At 69.7% G+C, this 18,663-nt stretch carries 18 protein-coding genes; 13 read left to right on the top strand and 5 right to left on the bottom strand.

What is annotated here, in order from left to right:
* Positions 1 to 192 precede the first annotated feature (192 nt).
* From SJY14_RS08750 to SJY14_RS08760, 3 genes are all read left to right on the top strand, one after another.
* A complete protein-coding gene (locus SJY14_RS08750; RefSeq protein ID WP_071253202.1) occupies positions 193 to 681 on the top strand; it encodes an FHA domain-containing protein in 489 nt (162 codons plus the stop codon).
* Between the two features lie 2 nt (positions 682 to 683).
* The gene (locus SJY14_RS08755) at positions 684 to 1,382 is read left to right on the top strand and encodes a MerR family transcriptional regulator (protein ID WP_055973068.1); all 699 of its coding nucleotides are present in this window, start codon (positions 684 to 686) and stop codon (positions 1,380 to 1,382) included.
* A 154-nt stretch (positions 1,383 to 1,536) separates the two neighbouring features.
* A complete protein-coding gene (locus SJY14_RS08760) occupies positions 1,537 to 2,085 on the top strand; it encodes a MerR family transcriptional regulator (protein ID WP_396598715.1) in 549 nt (182 codons plus the stop codon).
* 94 nt (positions 2,086 to 2,179) lie between these two features.
* On the opposite strand, the gene SJY14_RS08765 is transcribed toward SJY14_RS08760, so the two are convergent.
* Positions 2,180 to 2,992 carry a ParA family protein gene (locus SJY14_RS08765; protein WP_054146774.1) on the bottom strand — a complete coding sequence of 271 codons (813 nt, stop codon included), beginning with the start codon at positions 2,990 to 2,992 and terminating at the stop codon, positions 2,180 to 2,182.
* 160 nt (positions 2,993 to 3,152) lie between these two features.
* Between SJY14_RS08765 and def the strand changes: the two genes are divergently transcribed.
* Positions 3,153 to 3,650: a peptide deformylase gene (gene def / locus SJY14_RS08770; RefSeq protein WP_396598716.1), complete on the top strand. Its 498-nt coding sequence runs from the start codon at positions 3,153 to 3,155 to the stop codon at positions 3,648 to 3,650.
* Here def and SJY14_RS08775 read toward each other — a convergent pair whose 3' ends face one another.
* A complete protein-coding gene (locus tag SJY14_RS08775) occupies positions 3,651 to 5,489 on the bottom strand; it encodes an AMP-dependent synthetase/ligase (protein ID WP_396598717.1) in 1,839 nt (612 codons plus the stop codon). It lies immediately after the preceding gene.
* A 101-nt stretch (positions 5,490 to 5,590) separates the two neighbouring features.
* On the opposite strand from SJY14_RS08775, the gene SJY14_RS08780 reads away from it, so the two are divergent.
* The 3 genes from SJY14_RS08780 (at position 5,591) to SJY14_RS08790 (ending at position 8,685) form a co-directional block, all read left to right on the top strand.
* Entirely contained in the window at positions 5,591 to 6,541 is a 951-nt protein-coding gene (locus SJY14_RS08780) for an ROK family glucokinase (protein ID WP_396598718.1), read from the top strand.
* A 30-nt stretch (positions 6,542 to 6,571) separates the two neighbouring features.
* The gene (locus SJY14_RS08785; RefSeq protein WP_071253212.1) at positions 6,572 to 7,261 is read left to right on the top strand and encodes a 1-acyl-sn-glycerol-3-phosphate acyltransferase; all 690 of its coding nucleotides are present in this window, start codon (positions 6,572 to 6,574) and stop codon (positions 7,259 to 7,261) included.
* Between the two features lie 95 nt (positions 7,262 to 7,356).
* Positions 7,357 to 8,685, top strand: a complete 1,329-nt coding sequence (locus SJY14_RS08790) for a class II 3-deoxy-7-phosphoheptulonate synthase (RefSeq protein ID WP_055977030.1) — start codon at positions 7,357 to 7,359, stop codon at positions 8,683 to 8,685.
* Positions 8,686 to 8,772: 87 nt separating this feature from the next.
* Here SJY14_RS08790 and pknB read toward each other — a convergent pair whose 3' ends face one another.
* Together pknB and SJY14_RS08800 are read right to left on the bottom strand one after the other, a co-directional pair.
* Positions 8,773 to 10,731 carry a Stk1 family PASTA domain-containing Ser/Thr kinase gene (gene pknB, locus SJY14_RS08795; protein WP_396598719.1) on the bottom strand — a complete coding sequence of 653 codons (1,959 nt, stop codon included), beginning with the start codon at positions 10,729 to 10,731 and terminating at the stop codon, positions 8,773 to 8,775.
* Between the two features lie 87 nt (positions 10,732 to 10,818).
* On the bottom strand, positions 10,819 to 12,168 hold the full coding sequence (locus tag SJY14_RS08800) for a LysM peptidoglycan-binding domain-containing protein (protein WP_255364085.1): 1,350 nt from the start codon (positions 12,166 to 12,168) through the stop codon (positions 10,819 to 10,821).
* 193 nt (positions 12,169 to 12,361) lie between these two features.
* On the opposite strand from SJY14_RS08800, the gene SJY14_RS08805 reads away from it, so the two are divergent.
* Positions 12,362 to 12,718, top strand: a complete 357-nt coding sequence (locus SJY14_RS08805) for an Rv2175c family DNA-binding protein (RefSeq protein WP_055973046.1) — start codon at positions 12,362 to 12,364, stop codon at positions 12,716 to 12,718.
* 61 nt (positions 12,719 to 12,779) lie between these two features.
* On the opposite strand, the gene SJY14_RS08810 is transcribed toward SJY14_RS08805, so the two are convergent.
* On the bottom strand, positions 12,780 to 13,901 hold the full coding sequence (locus tag SJY14_RS08810) for a polyprenyl synthetase family protein (protein ID WP_071253216.1): 1,122 nt from the start codon (positions 13,899 to 13,901) through the stop codon (positions 12,780 to 12,782).
* 110 nt (positions 13,902 to 14,011) lie between these two features.
* Between SJY14_RS08810 and SJY14_RS08815 the strand changes: the two genes are divergently transcribed.
* From SJY14_RS08815 to SJY14_RS08835, 5 genes are all read left to right on the top strand, one after another.
* Entirely contained in the window at positions 14,012 to 14,413 is a 402-nt protein-coding gene (locus tag SJY14_RS08815) for a DUF3040 domain-containing protein (protein WP_071254542.1), read from the top strand.
* Between the two features lie 272 nt (positions 14,414 to 14,685).
* Positions 14,686 to 15,117 carry a division/cell wall cluster transcriptional repressor MraZ gene (gene mraZ, locus SJY14_RS08820; protein ID WP_396598720.1) on the top strand — a complete coding sequence of 144 codons (432 nt, stop codon included), beginning with the start codon at positions 14,686 to 14,688 and terminating at the stop codon, positions 15,115 to 15,117.
* A 101-nt stretch (positions 15,118 to 15,218) separates the two neighbouring features.
* A complete protein-coding gene (gene rsmH, locus SJY14_RS08825) occupies positions 15,219 to 16,169 on the top strand; it encodes a 16S rRNA (cytosine(1402)-N(4))-methyltransferase RsmH (RefSeq protein WP_396598721.1) in 951 nt (316 codons plus the stop codon).
* Positions 16,166 to 16,822, top strand: coding sequence for a hypothetical protein (locus tag SJY14_RS08830; RefSeq protein WP_396598722.1), 657 nt, complete (start codon positions 16,166 to 16,168; stop codon positions 16,820 to 16,822). The genes rsmH and SJY14_RS08830 overlap by 4 nt, the downstream gene beginning before the upstream one ends.
* 74 nt (positions 16,823 to 16,896) lie before the next feature.
* Positions 16,897 to 18,663: a penicillin-binding protein 2 gene (locus SJY14_RS08835; protein WP_255364086.1), complete on the top strand. Its 1,767-nt coding sequence runs from the start codon at positions 16,897 to 16,899 to the stop codon at positions 18,661 to 18,663.

Below are 18,663 nucleotides of genomic sequence, written 5' to 3' on the forward strand. Positions count from 1 at the left end.
GAACGGTGCGTCCCCAAGAGATCCCTATGACCAGACCCTGAGGCGGTGGGGAGTCCCATGAGGAGGCGCGGTGAACGAAGCCGAGATCGTCTCGCCACGGCCGGCACCCGCCATCCGAGCGGGCGGTCCCCGAAATCGGTTCCCGACGAGGGTCGGAGTTCCGATACGCTGGGACGCCAAAGGAGGTCCACGATGGCACAGCCCGCCAACCCGGCACCCGGCGAGCAGGACCGCGCTCCCGGCGCCCCTCGCGAGGTCGACACGACCCTCAGCTTCAACGAAGAGTTCCAGGCGCAACTGGCCGCCCTCGAGGGAGGCGTGTCCACCGACGAGCGTGACGCCGTCGCCGCCCTGCCTTCGGGTTCTGCACTGCTCGTGGTCCGCCGCGGCCCCAACATCGGCGCACGATTCCTCCTCGACTCCGACGTCACGATCGCCGGGCGTCACCCCGAGGCCGGCATCTTCCTCGACGACGTCACGGTCAGCCGCAAGCACGCCGAGTTCCGCCGCGAGGGCATCAGCTTCAGCGTGCGCGATCTCGGGTCGTTGAACGGCACCTACTTCGACGGCGTCCGCATCGACGAGGCCCGGCTCTCCGACGGGGCCGAGGTCCAGGTCGGCAAGTTCCGCCTCACGTTCTACGCATCGCGGGTCGACCTCGCGAACCTGGCAATCAAGTAGTCGTGCCCCGCACCGCCGCCGCCCGGTCGTCGCAGACCGGGCCGTCCGACCTGTTGACGATCGGGCAGGTCCTCTCTCGGCTCAAGCCCGAGTTCCCCGACCTGTCGAACAGCAAGCTGCGCTTCCTCGAAGAGCGCGAGCTGGTCACGCCGGTGCGCACCCCGTCCGGCTACCGCAAGTTCTCGCCGGCAGACGTCGAGCGCCTCCGCTTCATCCTCGGGCTCCAGCGTGACCACTACCTGCCGCTCAAGGTCATCCGTCAGCACCTCGCCGACCTCGACGCCGGTCGTCCGGCGTCGCTCCCGTCCGGGGCGGCGCCCGTCTCGATCCTGACGCACGGTCGTCGGCTCGGTCGCGACGAGTTGCTGCGCGAGACGGGGGCGTCGCCCACCCTGCTCGACGAGGCCGTCTCGGCGTCGCTCCTGCCGTCGGCGGGTCGATACGGTGACGAGTCGGTCTCGGTGCTGTCGGCCCTGGTCGAGCTGGGCAGGTCGGGCATCGAACCTCGTCACCTGCGGACGGTCCGTGCCTCGGTCGACCGCGAACTCGGCCTCATCGAGACGGCCCTCGCTCCGCTCGCGCGCAAGCACGACGCGGCGTCCCGGGCGCGGGTCGCCGAGCTCTCCCGCGAGCTCGCGGCGCAGGTCGACGTCGTCCGGTCGGGCCTCGTCCGATCGGCTCTCGGGCGTCTCGACGCCTAGACGTCCACGCTCCGGGCGAATATCCTCGACACGCCGACCCGTCGGAGCGAATGTCGCCCAGGCAGCTCCCCGTTGTGGGTACCGTGAGTCCTGTACAACCATCAACCCGATGTTGAACGTTGAGCTCCGGAAGAAGAACGTGGAAGGCAACAGCATGAGTGAGTCAGGTTCCCCCGAGGAATCCCGCTACGAGCTGGGTCTGCTCTTCACCGACGGCCTGCCCGAACACGACGCCGACAGCGGCTACCGCGGCACTGTCGCGGCCAAGGCCGCCGGCATCAGCTACCGCCAGCTCGACTACTGGGCGCGCACCGAACTGGTCGAGCCGACCATCCGCGGCGCAGCCGGCTCGGGCTCGCAACGCCTCTACGGTTTCCGCGACATCCTCGTCCTCAAGCTCGTCAAGCGCCTCCTCGACACGGGCATCTCGCTCCAGCAGATCCGCACGGCCGTCAACCAGCTCCGCGAAGCCGGGGTGAACGACCTCGCCCAGACGACCCTGATGAGCGACGGGGCCAGCGTCTACCTGTGCACGTCGGACGACGAGGTCATCGACCTCGTCAGCCGCGGTCAGGGCGTCTTCGGCATCGCCGTGGGCAAGGTCCTCCGCGAGGTCGAGTCGAGTCTCGTCGAGATCGACAGCACACCCGCCGCCGATCCGACCGACGAGCTCGCGGCCCGACGCGGCACACGCGCCAGCTGATCAGCCCTCGACCGCGACACGCGGTCGTGGACGACGAAGGCCCCGCACGAGCTCGTGCGGGGCCTTCGTCGTCGCGCCTGGGGCGGTCGCCGGTTCAGCGGGCAGCAGGCTCGGCGTAGTCGCCGATCTTGGCCGTCCGCATGATGCGCTCGAGCAGCTGGTCGAAGTTGCGGGCCATCTCTTGAGCGCTCTCGCCGGGCCAGGCGTGCAGAGGCTTGGCCGCGCCCTGGGCCTGCTGCAGCGACGTGCGCTCGGGCAGCTGGGGCGACAGGACGAGGGGGCCGAACATGTCGCGCAGCTCCTTGATGCGGAACTGGTGCTCGAGCGACTGCACGCGAGCACGGTTGACGATGATGCCGAGGGGCTGGAGGCGCGGTGACAGACCCCGACGGATCTCCTCGATGGCCCGGAGGGCTCGGTCGGCGGCGGCCACGCTGAACAGACCCGGTTCGGTGACGACCGTCACGCGGTCGGAGGCGGCCCACGCCGTGCGGGTGAGGGCGTTGAGGGACGGAGCGCAGTCGATCAGGACGAGGTCGTAGTCGGCCTCGACGTTGGCCAAGGCCTCTTCGAGCTTCCAGATGTCACGGATCGACGGGTGCGGACCGTCGAAGTTGATGGCCGAAGGGCTTCCGATCATGACGTCGACCTTGCCCTGGCGGCCCTTCGTCCAGCCGCTGGGCGCGATCGCCGCCCGGACCGTCTTCTCTTTCGGCGAAGCGAGGACGTCCGCGACGTTGAGGTGGCCGGAGACCGTGATGTCGAGGCCGGTCGAGACGTCGGACTGGGGATCGAGGTCGACGACGAGGGTCCTGAGACCTTTGGCGAAGGCGGCCGACGTGAGTCCGAGCGTCACCGTCGTCTTGCCGACGCCCCCTTTGAGAGAGCTGACGCTGAGTACATGCACGACACAGACGATACCTTCACTACTGTTGAATCACCCAACAGCCACGTCGATGCGGCGTGCGTCCGCTTCCACGAAGTGACCGCGCCGGCCCGCCCGTCGTCGTCACGGTGTCGCGACGCGTCGCCCGCACCACACCCAGACCCACCCCAGGAGGCGCGCCGTGAGCGTGAGACCCATCCGCCTGTTCGGCGATCCCGTCCTTCGATCGACGTCGGACCCCGTGACCATCGGTGACCCGCGCCTCGCGTCCCTGGTCGAGGACCTCCTCGACACCGTTCGCGAGCCGGGGCGGGCCGGGGTCGCGGCCGCCCAGATCGGGGTGTCGCTCCGGGCCTTCAGCTACAACGTCGACGGGCAGGTCGGTTACGTCCTGAACCCCGTCGTCGTCGAGGTCTCGGGCGAGAAGACCCTGGTCGACGAGGGCTGTCTCTCGGTGCCCGGGTTCTGGTTCCCGACCCCGCGCTACGAGTACGCCCGGGTCGAGGGGGTCGACCTCGACGGCCGGAAGGTCGTGCTCGAGGGCACCGGGCTCATGGCCCAGGCCCTCCAACACGAGACGGACCACCTCGACGGCACGCTCTACGTGCTCACCCTCGAGCCCGAGACCAAGCGCGAGGCCATGCGCGAGATCCGTGCCGCCGACTGGTGGCGCGCCTGATCACCGTCCCCGTGCGGTGATCGTCCGAACCGACTCGGTGTCGGGGTGGGCGGTGTAGATGTCGGCGATCTGCTGGGCGAAGTCGTCCACCACGACGGCACGCTTGACACTCATCTTGGGGGTGAGGTGACCTCCGGCCTCGGTGAACTCGACCGGCAGTATCTCGAACTTGCGGATCGACTCGGCCCGCGAGACCGCCGCGTTCGCGGCGTCGACGGCCCGTTGGATCTCAGCGCGGACCTTCGGGTGCCGGGCCGCCTCGGCCAGGGGCATGTCGGCCGCCTCGCCGGCGTTGTTCAGCCACACGGGCAGCATCTCGGTGTCGAGGGTGACGAGGGCGGCGACGAACGGGCGCTGGTCGCCCACCACGACGACCTGGCCGACCAGGGGGTTCGCCCTGATGGGGTCCTCGAGAGCCGCGGGGGAGACGTTCTTGCCTCCGGCGGTGACGATGATCTCTTTCTTCCGGCCGGTGATGGTGAGATAGCCGTCGGCGTCGAGCGACCCGAGGTCTCCGGTGCGGAACCATCCGTCGTCCAGGACGGCAGCCGTGGCCTCGTCGTCCTTCCAGTACCCCGCGAAGACGTTGACGCCCTTGACGAGCACTTCTCCGTCGTCGGCGATCTTGATGCCGACCCCGGGCAACGCCGGCCCGACCGTCCCGATCTTGAACTTCGAGACGAGGTTGACGGCCGCCGGAGCCGTGGTCTCGGTCAGCCCGTAGCCCTCGAGGATGCGGATGTCGAGACTGCGGAAGAAGTGGCCGAGGCGCGTGCCGAGTGGAGCCGAGCCCGAGACGGCGTAGCGGATGTTGCCGCCCATGGCCTTCTTGAGCTTGCCGTACACGAGTCGGTCGAACAGTGCGAAGCGGAGCTTGAGGCCCAGGGGCACGGTGCCTTCGTCGAGTGCCTTGCTGTGGGCGATGGCGACGGCGACGGCCTGCCGGAAGATGCCGCCCTTGCCCCCGGCCTCGGCCTTCTGCTCGGCCGAGTTGTAGACCTTCTCGAAGACGCGGGGGACCGCGAGCAGGAAGCTCGGCTTGAACGAGGCCAGCGACGGCAGCAACTGCTTCGTGTCGGCCTGGTGGCCGACCTTCACCCCGGCGTGGACGGACATCACCGCGATGAAGCGCGCGAAGACGTGCGCGGTCGTCACGAACAAGAGGGTGGACGAGCCGGGGGCCACGACGTCGCTCATCGCGACGGCGGCGTTGCGGCTCGTCTCGACGAAGTTGGCGTGGGTCAGCACGCATCCCTTGGGGCGGCCCGTGGTGCCCGAGGTGTAGATGATCGTGGCGACGTCGTCGGCGACGGCCGCGCTGCGGCGGGCCTCGAGTTCGTCGTCGGACACGTCGACACCCGATGCGGCGAGCTTGTCGAGGTCACCCAGGTCGACCTGCCAGACGCGCGTCACGGCGGGCAGCTCGGGGTGCACCTCGTCGAACCGCGAGAAGTGGTCCGCGGTCTCGACGATGACGGCCACGGCCTCCGAGTCGCTGAGGTTCCAGTGGACCTGTGCTGGCGACGACGTCTCGTAGACGGGGACGAGCAGGGCACCGGCGAACCAGGTCGCGAAGTCGATGAGGGTCCACTCGTAGCGCGTGCGGCACATGAGGCCGATCTTGTCGCCTGGTCCGACGCCTGCTGCGATGAGTCCCTTCGCGAGTGCGCGCACCTGCTCGAGGAACCGGGCTGCCGTGACGTCGCGCCACCCGCCCGTTCCGTCCGGGACGGCGAAGAGGGGCTCGTCAGGCGTGGCCTCGGCCCGCGCGAGCAGGAGGTCGGTCGCGTTGGCCGACGGGTCGGCGGGGACGGCGGATGGGACGATGTGTTCGTTCACGGCAGCTCCTTCGGTACCGAACGATGGTCCGACAACCCTAACGCGACCTCGCCGGGGACGGTGCTGAAGGTGATCGGTCGTCGAGGATAGACTCGATCCTCGTGCAGGCAATCGGAATCGACATCGGCGGGACGAAGATCGCGGGCGGGGTGGTCACCGAGTTCGGCGAGATCGTCGACGAAGAGCGAGTCGCGACGCCCGCGGGCGACGCGGGGGCGATCGTCGACGCGGTCGTCGACATGATCACCTCGTTGCAGGCACGTCACCCCGAGGTCGTGGCCGCGGGAGTGGCCGCTCCCGGCTTCATCGACGCCGCCCAGTCGACCGTCTACTACACACCCAACATCGCGTGGCGGAACGAACCCCTGCGGGCGCGGCTGTCCGAACGGCTCGATCTGCACATCACGATCGACAACGACGCGAACGCCGCCGGCTGGGCCGAGTTCCGGTTCGGGGCCGGCCGTCTCGCCAGCGACATGACCATGCTCACCATCGGCACGGGGGTGGGCGGTGCCATCGTGGCGCAGGACCGCCTCCTGCGCGGGGGCTTCGGCACGGGCGGCGAGCTCGGTCACATGCGGATCGTGCCCGACGGCCTTCCCTGCGGCTGCGGCGCCCGCGGCTGCATCGAGCAGTACGGCTCGGGCCGCGCCCTGCTGCGGATCGCGGGTGAGGTCGCCGACGAGGGGGGCGTCGGCCGCGGCCTCGCCGATCTGCGCGCCGAGAGCGGCGAGCTCTCGGGCCACGACGTCAGCCTGTTGCTCCAGTCCGGCGACGCCGGCGCCGTCGAGGCCCTGCGCCGCCTCGGCACCTGGCTCGGTCAGGCCGCTGCGTCGCTGAGCGCGATCCTCGACCCGCAGGTCTTCGTCTTCGGCGGTGGCGTGGCGCAGTCCGGCGAGCTGCTGCTGGCGCCCGTGCGCGCGGCGTACCTCCAGCACCTTCCTGCTCGCGGCTACCACCCCGAGCCCGAGTTCGTGATCGCCGAGCTCGTGAACGACGCGGGGGTCGTGGGGGCCGCCGACCTCGCCCGCCTCCACGCCGGCGACCGCTAGACTCCCGACGCCCCGACGAGAGGAGCATCGATGCTCTACTGGTTCCTGAAGACGATGGTCGCGAGTCCGCTCGTCCTGTCGATCTTCCGACCCTGGGTCAGTGGTCGCGAGCACGTCCCGGCCTCGGGTGCCGTCATCTTCGCGAGCAACCACCTCTCGTTCGTCGACTCGATCTTCTTGCCGCTCGCCCTCGATCGGCGCATCTCCTTCCTCGCCAAGAGCGACTACTTCACCGGCAAGGGCATCAAGGGCTGGGCCATCCGGCTGTTCTTCACGGCCACGGGGCAGCTCTCCATCGACCGGTCCGGGGGCAAGGCCTCCGAGGCGTCGCTGGCCACGGGCCTATCGGTCCTGCGCCGCGGAGAGCAACTCGGCATCTACCCCGAGGGCACCCGGAGCCCCGACGGCAAGCTGTACCGCGGCCGGACGGGGGTGGCGCGCATGATCCTCGAGGGTCACGTGCCCGTGATCCCCGTGGCCATGATCGGAACCGAGAAGGTCATGAAGACCGGGACCAAGATCCCTCGTCTGCACCGCGTCGGGATCGTCTTCGGCGAACCGCTCGACTTCAGCCGCTTCGAGGGCATGGAAGGCGACCGGTTCATCCTGCGGTCCATCACGGACGAGATCATGTACGAGCTCAACGCCCTCAGCGGCCAGCAGTACAGCGACGTCTACGCGACCAGCGTGAAAGAGAAGCGCTCGACCCTTTCACGGTAGGCTCGCCTGTCGAGGTCGTTCGGCCTCGAGACCGTCAACTGGCAAGGAAGACCGTGGCCCAGCTCACCGAACCGTTCGTCGTCACCGATCCCGACGTGATCGACGGTCTCGACCATTGGCGCACGCTCCCCATCAAGCAGCAGCCCACGTGGCACGACGGTGCAGCCGTCGAGGCCGCCTCGGCCGAGCTGTCCACGCTGCCGCCACTCGTCTTCGCGGGCGAGGTCGACACCCTTCGCACGCGGTTGGCCTCGGCGGCCCGGGGCGAGGCGTTCCTGTTGCAGGGCGGTGACTGCGCCGAGACCTTCGCAGGAGCGACGGCCGACCAGATCCGTGACCGCGTCAAGACCATCCTGCAGATGGCGGTGGTCCTCACGTACGGCGCGTCCGTCCCCGTCATCAAGATGGGCCGCATGGCCGGCCAGTTCGCCAAGCCGCGCTCCAGCGACACCGAGACCCGTGACGGCGTCACGCTGCCGGCCTACCGCGGTGACATCGTGAACGGCTACGACTTCACCCCCGAGTCACGGCGCGCGGATGCGTCTCGGCTGGTGAAGGGGTACCACACCTCGGCCTCGACGATCAATCTGATCCGGGCCTTCACACAGGGCGGCTTCGCCGACCTCCGTCAGGTGCACAGCTGGAACAAGGGCTTCGCCAGCAACCCGGCCAACGCCCAGTACGAACACCTCGCTCGCGAGATCGACAAGGCGATCCGCTTCATGGAGGCGGCCGGGGCGGACTTCGACGAGCTCAAGCGCGTCGAGTTCTACACCAGCCACGAGGGCCTGCTCATGGACTACGAGCGCCCCCTGACCCGGATCGACTCGCGAACGGGCACTCCGTACGTGCTCTCGTCCCACTTCGTGTGGATCGGTGAGCGGACGCGTGACCTCGACGGCGCCCACGTCGACTTCCTCTCGCGGGTGCGCAACCCGATCGGTGTGAAGCTGGGCCCGACGACGACGGCCGACGACATGCTGCGCCTCATCGACAAGCTCGACCCCGAGCGTGAGCCCGGTCGTCTGACCTTCATCACGCGCATGGGCGCGGGCACGATCCGCGATGCCTTGCCTCCCCTCCTCGAGGCCATCAAGAAGGCGGATGCGACGCCCCTGTGGGTCAGTGATCCGATGCACGGCAACGGTCTGACGACGCCCACGGGCTACAAGACCCGCCGGTTCGAAGAGATCATGGACGAGGTGAAGGGGTTCTTCGAGGCACATCGAGCGGCCGGGACGCACCCCGGCGGAATCCACATCGAGTTGACCGGTGACGACGTCACCGAGTGCCTGGGGGGTTCCGAGCACATCGACGAAGCGACGCTCGCCACTCGCTACGAGTCCCTCTGCGACCCGCGTCTCAACCACATGCAGTCGCTCGAGCTGGCCTTCCTGGTGTCCGAAGAGCTCGCTGCGGACTGAGTCTCGTCGGCACGACGACGGCCCCGGGACCATCGGTCCCGGGGCCGTCGTCGTGTGGGCGCCGCCGACGTCAGGCGGCGTCGCGTGTCATTCCACGCGGTACGAGAGGGTGATGGTGGCACCCTTCGTGGCGGTCAGGCCGGCCTCGGGGTCGGTCGCGGTGACCGGCAGGCTGGCCTCCCAGTCGTAGAACGCGCAGGTGAAGGCCGTGCAGCGGGGGTAGCTCACCCGGAAGCCGAGCCCCTGCAACTGCGACGTGGCCGCGTCGATGGTCTTGCCTCGGACGTCCGGGATCGTGATGGGCGGCGGGCCCTTCGACACGACGAGGTTGACCGTGTCGCCCTGGCGGAGTGCCCCTTCGGCCTGCTGCTCGTAACGGATGACCTCCCCGGAGGCGACTCCGTCGCTGAACTCCGTCCCGCTCTCGACGCCCGTCAACTGGACCCCGGCGAGGGCGCTCTGGGCATCCGCCACGGAGAGGCCGGCCACGTCCGGAACGGGTCCGAGCGAGACGGTGAGCGTCACGGGCTGCTGCTCGCCGTACTGGGCGGCCCCGGCGAGATCGACCGGGGTGCCGGCGTCGTCCACGCCGCTGATCGCGAGGACGGTGCCGGCGGCCGACGCGTCGAACTGGCTCGACGTGGGCTGCAGCGTGAAGTCCGAGAGTGCGTCCGTGGCTGCCTTCTCGGTCTCGCCGACGACCGTGGGCACCGGCAGCTGCCGGGGTCCCTGGGAGACCACGAGGGTGATCGTGGAACCCTTCTGCACCCGGGTCGTGGCGTCGGGGTCCGTGCGCGTGACCTGGCCCGTGGGCACCACCGGGGAGAAGTCCGACCGGGGGTCGGGCGCGACCACGAACCCGGCCGACGTGAGGGCTGCCGTCGCCGCGGCAGGGTCACGTCCCGTCACGTCGGGGACGGACGCCTGGGCGCCGGGCCCCGAACCGAACCACCAGCCCACCCCTCCCGCCAGCAAGGCCACCACGACGACGAGAGCCATGAGCACCCGACCCCGTCGCCGACGCCGGTCGGCGACGGCGGCGAGCGTCGTGGCGGCGTCGTCGGGTTCCGCCTGGACCGGTCCGGTCCGGTGCCGAGCCTTCGGCAGGATCTGCGTCTCGCCCGTGCCTCCGGACGGCAGGACGGAGGTCGCGCCTGCGGCCGGGAGCACCATCGTCCTGTTGGCGGGCGGTCCCGACGGATCGGCGAGCACCCGTTGCACGTCGAGCAGCTGGTCGAGCAGGGCTCGGGCGTCACGCGGGCGCTGCTCGGGGTCTCGTGCGGTGGCCCAGAGGACGAGTTCGTCCAGCTCGACGGGTACGCGGGGGTTCGCCGAGCTGGGGGTGGGGACCGTGTCGTTGGCGTGCTGGTACGCGATCTGCATGGGCTGGTCGCCCTTGTAGGGCTGCTCACCCGTGAGCATCTCGTACATCATGATGCCGAGCGCGTAGATGTCGCTGCGGGTGTCGGCGATGCCCCGGGTCACGAGTTCGGGGGAGAGATAGGCGATCGTCCCCAACAGGGCGGCGCCCGTGGCCGTGTTGGCCGTCGCGGCCCGCGCCAGGCCGAAGTCGCCGATCTTGATGCGTCCGTCGTCGGCGAGGAGGACGTTCTCGGGCTTGAGGTCGCGGTGCACGATGCCGGCCCGGTGGGCGGCGGCGAGACCGGCGAGGACCGCCTCGAGGATGTCCATCGCCTGCTCGGGCGTCAGCACCTTGTGGTCCTGCAGGAGTTCTCGCAACGTGATGCCGGGCAGGTACTCCATGACGAGGTACGCCGAGTCGTCGTCCTGGCCCTGGTCGAAGACGTTGACGACATTCGGGTGCGCCAAGCGGGCGGCCGAGCGCGCCTCCTGGATGAAGCGCTCCTTGAACGACGCGTCGTCGGCGAGGTGGCCGTGCATGATCTTGATGGCCACGCGACGCTCGAGTCGCAGGTCGGTGGCCAGGTAGACCGTGGCCATGCCGCCCCGGGCGATGCGTGAACGGACCTCGTACCGGCCCTCGATGAGACGGCCGATCATCGGGTCAGTCTGGTTCACGCTCACCCTCGTGATTTTACGGACCGAGGGCCGTGCCGGTGCCTCAACTCACCGCACGGCGGCAAACCGCCCGACGCGCAGGCCGTCCACGGTTCAGCGGAGGGTCGCGAGCCAGGTGGTGGCGGGAGCCTCCCACTTGGCGTAGGCGTCGGGGAACGCAGAGTACTGCACGGCCTGCGCCGCCTTCGTCAGGGACATGGACTGCCACCCCTTGACGTCGAGGAGGCCTCGGGTCTTGCCCGTGTTCGGGTTGCTCGCACCGCCGAAGAAGAGCTTGGTCGCGTGCACCGGGTCGCGCAGCTGGGTGGGCGTGCCCCAACCCGTGCTCGGGCGCTGCTGGAACAGGCCGAGGGAATCCCGGTCGCCGTGGTCCAGGTTGCGGAGGCTGCTCTCTTGCGCGGCCGCCGCGAGGGCGATGACGATCGCCCGGTCTCCGACCCCGAGCTGGCGTCCCACCGAGATGATGGTCCGGGCGTTGCCGGCCTGCTCGGCCGTCAGCGTCGCGCTGACGCCCAGCGGTGCGGCCGAGGTCGACGCGACCACGGTCGTGGCGGTCGGCGCCGCGGCACCGGGCAGCGTGAGGGTCTTGCCGGCGTAGATGGTGCTGGTGAACGAGAGCCCGTTCGCGGCGAGCAGGGCTTTGACGCTCGTGCCCGACTTCGAGGCGATGGAGGCGATGGTGTCACCCCGCTGGATGACGTAGCTGCCCACGGCGGGCCCTGCGGCAGGGGCCGGCGTCGTGGGGGTGGACGCGGACGAACCCGTGGGGACGGTCAGGGTCTGGCCCGGGTAGATGATGCTCGACAGTCCCAGCCCGTTCGCCTGGATGAGCGCGCTCGTCGTGACCCCGTGGGCTCGCGCGATGGAACTCAGCGTGTCCCCGCGGACGATGACGTACCGACCGCCCGTCGCCTTCACCGGTGCGGGCGCGGACGACGGTGTGGCCGCGGCGCTCGTGGCGGCGCTCAGGCTCAGTGTCTGGCCCGGGAAGATGGTGGACTTCCAGCTGAGTCCGTTGAGGGCGAGCACGGAGGCGGTGCTCAGGCCGAACGAGCCGGCGATGCTCGCGACGGTGTCGCCGGACTTGACGGTGTAGGTGGCCGGGGCGGCACCGAAGACGCGGGCCGAGCTCGCCGCGGTCTCGACGGTGGTCGCGGTCTTCTGCTCGGGCGCCGACAGCCGAGGGGGCAGCACGGGACGCGGAGACGTGTCGGGCTTCTTCGTCGGGCTCTGGTCGAGGGCGAACACGGGACCGGTGACGCCCATGCTGAGGGCCATGGACCCCGCCAGGACGATGGGGACCGTGTTGAGCATGGACCGAGCCATGCGCGAGAGCGGTTTGCGCTCGTCGGCCCCGTCGAGAGGGCCGAACGCACCGGTCGACCGGGTGTCCTGGGTCGTCGCGGACTCGGAGTCGGGGCGGGCGGGACTGACGTCGTTCATGGGCTGATCCTCGGTTCGGGGGCGGGGACACGGTCGCTGGGTGATCGGTGAGCCGCGGTGCCACGTCGTCCCAAGTTGGCACACGTGGATATCCAAGTCAATCAGTGGGACGCATGTTGCGCATGTGACTCGCGCCGGGGGAGGAGGCCGAGGAGGCGCGGCGAGGGTCGCGAACCCGTGGCAAGGTTGTCGCGTGACCGATCTCTCTCAACGCCCCTGGTTCGCCGACACCGAATGGCTCACCGTGCCCGACCTCGTCGAGCGGCTCGGCCTCGGGGTGAGTCGCGTGCGTCGCCTGCTCGAGGAGCACGTCCTCGTCGGGACCCGCGTGGACGGCGTCACGAAGGTGCCGGCCGTCTTCCTCGACGGCTCCGAGCCGAGGCACGACCTCCGAGGCACCCTGACGGTCCTCTCGGACAACGGATTCGACGACGACGAGGCCATCGACTGGATGCTGTCCCACGACGAGGCGCTCGGCACGAGTCCCGTCGCGGCCCTCCAGGCCGGTCGCAAGGCCGAGGTCCGGCGCATCGCGCAGAGCCTGCTCTAGCCTCCACCTCGCATCGCCCCCGGCGGGCCGTCAGGCGACGGCCGGCGAGCCGTGGGCGGGTTCAGGAGGCGCGGCGCGTGACGGTCTCGGCGAGTCGCGTCAGCTGCGTCCGTGCCGACGGCGCGAGTCCGGACCTCTCGAGTGCGTGGACGGCGCGCTCGACCTGATCGGTGATCGTCTGCTCGACGGCGTCGACGGCACCGCTGTCGCGGAGCGTCGCCTGCAGCATGCTGATCTGGTCGTCGTCGAGTTCGGGGTCGCCGAGGAGTTCGTCGAGCAGTCGGACGGCACCCGGGGGCAGGGCCCGACGTGCGGTCGCCACGAGGACCGTGCGCTTGCCCTCTCGGAGGTCGTCGCCTGCGGGCTTGCCCGTGACCGACGGGTCACCGAACACGCCGAGGAGGTCGTCGCGCAGCTGGTAGGCGATGCCGAGGGGCAGTCCGAAGTGCCGCAGGGACTCGAGGGCGGACGGGTCGGCGCCGGCCATCGCCGCGCCCACGGTCAGGGGGGCCTCGACGCTGTACTTCGCCGACTTGTAGACGATGACGCGCTGGGCACGCGGCAACAGCTGCAGCTCGTCGACCGTCCGCCAGGCGTTCTCCTCGAGGATGTCGAGGTACTGGCCCACCGTGACCTCGGTCCGCATGCGGTTGAGCTCGAGGCGAGCCGAGCGGGCGGCCTCGCGGGACGGGAGGGAGTCGAGGGCCTCGCTCAGCAGTTCGTCGCTCCATGCCAGCAGCAGGTCGCCCATGAGGAGGGCGCCCGACCGGCCGAACGCCTCGGGAGACCCGAGCCAGGACCCCTCGCGGTGCAGGGCCTCGAAGCGCCGGTGCGCCGCGGGCAGCCCCCGGCGCGTGTCGGAGTTGTCCATGATGTCGTCGTGCACGAGCGCCGCCGCGTGGAAGAACTCGAGCCCTGCCGAGGCGGTCATGACCGCGTCGATCTCGCGTTCGTCGCGGGACTCTCCGAGCGGGTCGAAGCCCGTGTCGAGCCCGGCGACCGACTGCCAGCCCCAGTAGCAGAAGAGAGCACGGAACCGCTTCCCGCCGCGGAGCAGATCGCTCGAATAGAGGGAGAAGGGATCGAGGTCGGGAGCGATGCCCGTCAGGGCCGGTCGCTGGCGCTCGAGGAACCGGTCGATTCGCTCTTGAACGACGTCCACTAACCGCGTACTCTCAGCCACGCTGCCTAGCCTAGCGATAGCTGTCGGGCATACACTCGCAGCTACTCATCGCGTCGATCCCGAGGCTCCCGCCTCGCGCTTGAGAGCCCGTGCTCGAAGGGAACACCAAGATGCCACTTTCCGAACAGGAGCAGCGGCTCCTCGAAGAGATGGAGCGGAGTCTCTACAACAACGACTCCGACTTCGTGGCGACGGTCGGCAACCGCGGTGGCCGACCCAACTACACGCTCGTCGTGGTCGGGGTCCTCGGTGCGCTCGTCGGCATCGCCGTGATCGTCGCGGGCGTCATCTTCCGCCAACCCTTGATCGGTGTGGCGGGCTTCGTGGTCATGCTGGCCGGTGTCCTGTTCGCCATCGCGCCGCCCAAGCGCAAGGGGGCGGCAGCGGCCTCCGTGCCGTCCGCTCCCCGTTCCTCCACCTCGCGTCCGGCGCATCCCGCCAAGGGTGGTCTGATGGACCGTCTCAACGACCGGTGGGATCGCCGTCAAGACGGTGACGGGCGCGACGCCTAGCCTCCACGAGCACCACGACCTCAGGGGTCGGCCTTCGGGCCGGCCCCTTTTTCGTGCGCCGGACCGGCCGGTGGGACGTCTGCGACACGCAGGACGCGCCTCCTCGTGTCGTCCTCCCTCCACCGTCCTCCACCCCCGTGACCCCCGAACTGGAGCGGATCGCAGGCGAGACACGCGTGGTCGCACCCGTCTTTTCGTTGCTGGGTGGTGGGTTGTGGAGTAAAGTGGAGGCACGTGCCACAGAGGGGTGCGGGGCGAGGGGAGGCGGGCGCATGTTCCTCGGCACCTATTCGCCCAGGCTCGACGAGAAAGGGCGCATCATCCTCCCCGCGAAATTCCGTGACGAACTGGCCTCCGGCCTCGTCATGACCCGTGGGCAAGAGCGGTGCGTCTACGTCTTCAGCCAGCGCGAGTTCGAAGACATGCACTCGCGCATCCGCCAGGCGCCGGTCACGAGCAAACAGGCCCGTGACTACATGCGTCTCTTCCTCTCCGGGGCCAGCGACGAGATCCCCGACAAGCAGCACCGGGTGACCATCCCGGCGACACTGCGCGAGTACGCCGGCCTCGGTCGAGACCTCACCGTGATCGGCGCGGGCAACCGTGCCGAGATCTGGGCCACCGACGCGTGGAACACCTACTACGAGGCCCAGGAGGCCGAGTTCGCCAACACCACCGAGGAGGTGATCCCCGGGCTCTTCTAGCCCGTGGGCCCCGACCCTCAGCCGTCAGCCCTGGCGCACCTTCCCCGGTGCCAGGTCCCGACGGATGGGGATCAGGGCCGACGAGCACAGCCCGTGTCGTCATGGCCGATCAGATCCACACCCCCGTCCTCCTCGAGCGCACCCTCGAGCTCCTCGCCCCAGCCGTCTCGCGTCCCGGCGCCGTCGTCGTCGACTGCACCCTCGGCATGGGGGGTCACAGCGAAGCGATGCTGCAGGCCTTCCCCGAGCTCACCGTCGTCGGGCTCGACCGTGACACCGAGGCCCTCGCCCTGGCCGGCGAGCGGCTCGCGCCCTTCGGCGAGCGTGCCCGCCTCGTGCACACGACGTACGACGGCATCGCCGAGGCACTCGACGACCTCGACCTCGACACGGTCGACGGGGTGCTCTTCGACCTCGGCGTCTCGTCGCTGCAACTCGACCGGGTCGAGCGCGGTTTCTCGTACTCGAAGGACGCCCCGCTCGACATGCGCATGGACCCCACCTCTCCCGTCACGGCGGAGCGCGTCCTCGCCGAGTACCCCGAGAGCGAACTGCGACGCATCTTCTACCAGTACGGCGAAGAGAAGCTGGCTCCGCGCTACGCCCGACGGATCGTCGAGCACCGGGCCGACTCGCCGCTCACCCGCAGCGGTGAGCTCGTCGACCTCCTGATCGCGGCGACGCCCATGGCGTTGCAACGTGCCGGTCACCCTGCCAAGCGCGTGTTCCAGGCGCTGCGCATCGAGGTCAACGGCGAGCTGGCCTCGCTCGAAGCGGCCATCCCGGTGGCCCTCGACCGTCTCGCCGTCGAGGGGCGGATCGTCGTGCTGGCCTACCAGTCCCTCGAGGACCGTTTCGTCAAGCGCGAGTTGGCCGCCCGCACGACGTCGACGGCACCGCAGGGTCTTCCGGTCGAGCTGCCCGAGCACCGTCCCGACTTCCGCCTGCTCGTCCGCGGGGCCGAACTGGCCTCCGACGCCGAGCGCGACCTCAACCCCCGAGCCAAGCCCGTGAGACTGCGCGCCGCCGAACGAATCCGGAGAACAGCATGAGCAGCAACCTGGCCATCGCGACCCCGTCGACCCGTCCGCAGCCGTCGTCCACCCCGGTGGCGCGTCCGGTCGAGATCGTCACGAGTCGTGCACAGCGACGGGCCCGACCGAAGATCGCCTACGCACTCATCGCGACGGCGGCGCTGTTCGTCCTCCTGCTGGCCCAATTGGCCATCAGCATCGCCCTCAGCGACGGCGCGTACAAGATCTCCGACCTGCAGGCCGCCAAGACCGAGCTCGTCCGCGACCAGCAGAAGTACAGCGAGCAACGCGACGTCCTGTCCTCGCCGCAGAACCTCGCCGCCAACGCGGACGAACTCGGCATGGTCCGCAACTCGAATCCCGTCTACCTCGATCTCGCCACGGGCGCGGTCCACGGTTCACCCGCCCCCGCGGCGGGTGCCGACGAGGCGACGTCCGGCAACCTGATCCCGAACACCCTCCTCGAGGGCGTTCCGCTCACGACCAAGGCGCCCGCGACCGCCGCTGACGACGCCGATGCCGGCACCGACCCCGCCGCCACATCCGTCGGTGCTCCGACGACGGCGGGTGCCGCGGCCGTTCCGACCGAAGCAGGCGCGGCGGACGGGGGATCGGCCGACGAGTCGGTAGCGTCGGGCGCGAACGAGCTGGCGGCTCCTCAGACCCGCTAGCGACGTGCCGTCACCGGTACATCGATCGACGACAGCGGGTCGGGCAGGCGCCCGGCCGCGGTGAGGAACCTCTCGTGAAAGCAGCTCCCCGAAGCCGCCGCCTCCGCGTGACGCTGGCGATGGCGCTGATCATCGCGCTCGTCGGCGTGTTCGTGGTGCGCTTGGCCGACATCCAGCTCGTGCAGGCGGCCGAGCTCAACGAGCAGTCCCAGAACAAGCGCGAGATCGTGCAGACGACCTACGGCGATCGTGGCGACATCACGGACGTGGACGGGACCGTGCTCGCCGGCAGCGTCACCCGGTACAACATCACGGCCGCTCCGGCGTTCGCCACGACGGCCAAGGTGAAGGGCGACGACGGCAAGACCACCGAGCTGACCGTCGACCAGGTCGTCGAGCGCATCGCGAAGATCACGGGGGGCGACGCCGCCACCATGACGAAGGCGCTGACCACCGACCCCGAGGCGAACTTCGCGTACCTGGTCAAGGGCGTCGACGTCGACGCCTTCCGCGAGGTCCGCGAGATGAACGTGTCGTGGGTGTACTTCCAGCGCCAGGCCGCACGCACCTATCCCAACGGCGCGGTGGCGGGCAACCTCACGGGCTTCATCGGCACCGACGGGCCGCAGGCCGGACTCGAGCTGAGCCAGAACGCGTGCCTGGCGGGCACCGACGGCTCCGAGACCTACGAGCGCGGAGCCGACGGCGTCCAGTTGCCCGGCAGCACCGTCACGACCAAGAAGGCCGTCGCCGGTGGCACGCTCCGTCTCACCGTCGACAGCGACCTCCAGTACATGACCCAGCAGGCGCTGGGCGAACAGGCCGAGGCCATCGGAGCCGAGTCGGCCACGGCCGTCGTCATGAAGGCGAGCGACGCCTCGCTTCTCGCGGTCGCCGACTACCCGGCCGTCGACCCCAACGACGTCAACGGCACTGCCGTCGACGACCTCGGCAGCAAGGCCTTCACCTACTCGTACGAGCCGGGGTCGACCTTCAAGGCGATGACCGCCGCCATGCTGCTCGACTCGGGCAAGGCCGATCCCGCGACGCGGGCGACGGTGCCGTACTCGCGCACGTTCCCCTGGGGTGGCGAGATCCACGACGCGACCTTCCACCCGACCGAGAACCTCACGCTCACGGGCATCCTGCGCGACTCGTCCAACGTCGGCATCTCGCTGCTCGGCCAGTCGCTGTCGGCCCAGCAACGTCACGACTACATGGTCAAGTTCGGTCTGAACGACCCCACCGGCGTGGCCTTCCTCGGCGAGCCCACGACGGGCATCCGGCCGGCCTCGCAGTGGGACCAGCAGACGAGCATCAACACGATGTTCGGGCAGGGTGTCTCGACGACCGCCATCCACATCGCGAGCATCTACCAGACGCTGGCCAACCACGGGACCCGGTTGCCGGTCAACCTCGTCGCCGGGTGCACGGCTCCCGACGGCACGGTCACCGAGACCCCCTCGGCCGAGGGCACGAGCGTCGTCTCCCCGTGGGCCGCCGACACGACCGTCAACATGCTCGAGAAGGTCGTCAGCGACGGCGACCTCAAGGACGTCCTGACGATCCCCGGGTACCGTGTCGCCGCCAAGACCGGCACCGCCGAGGTCGCGCGCTCGGACGGAACCGGCTACGGTTCTGACCGCATCGTCTCGGTGGCGGGCATCGCTCCGGCCGAGAACCCGCAATACGTCGTCGTCGTGACCTTCACCAAGCCCAGTACCATCAAGACGTCGGCCGCTGCGGCGCCGACCTTCAACAAGATCATGTCCCAGGTCCTCGAGATGTATCGGGTCCCTCCGTCGACGGAGCCGGCACCCAGCCTGCCCGAGACCTGGTGA

Origin of the sequence: Frigoribacterium sp. R86507 (assembly GCF_044597695.1) — a bacterium.
Lineage (GTDB): Bacteria > Actinomycetota > Actinomycetes > Actinomycetales > Microbacteriaceae > Frigoribacterium.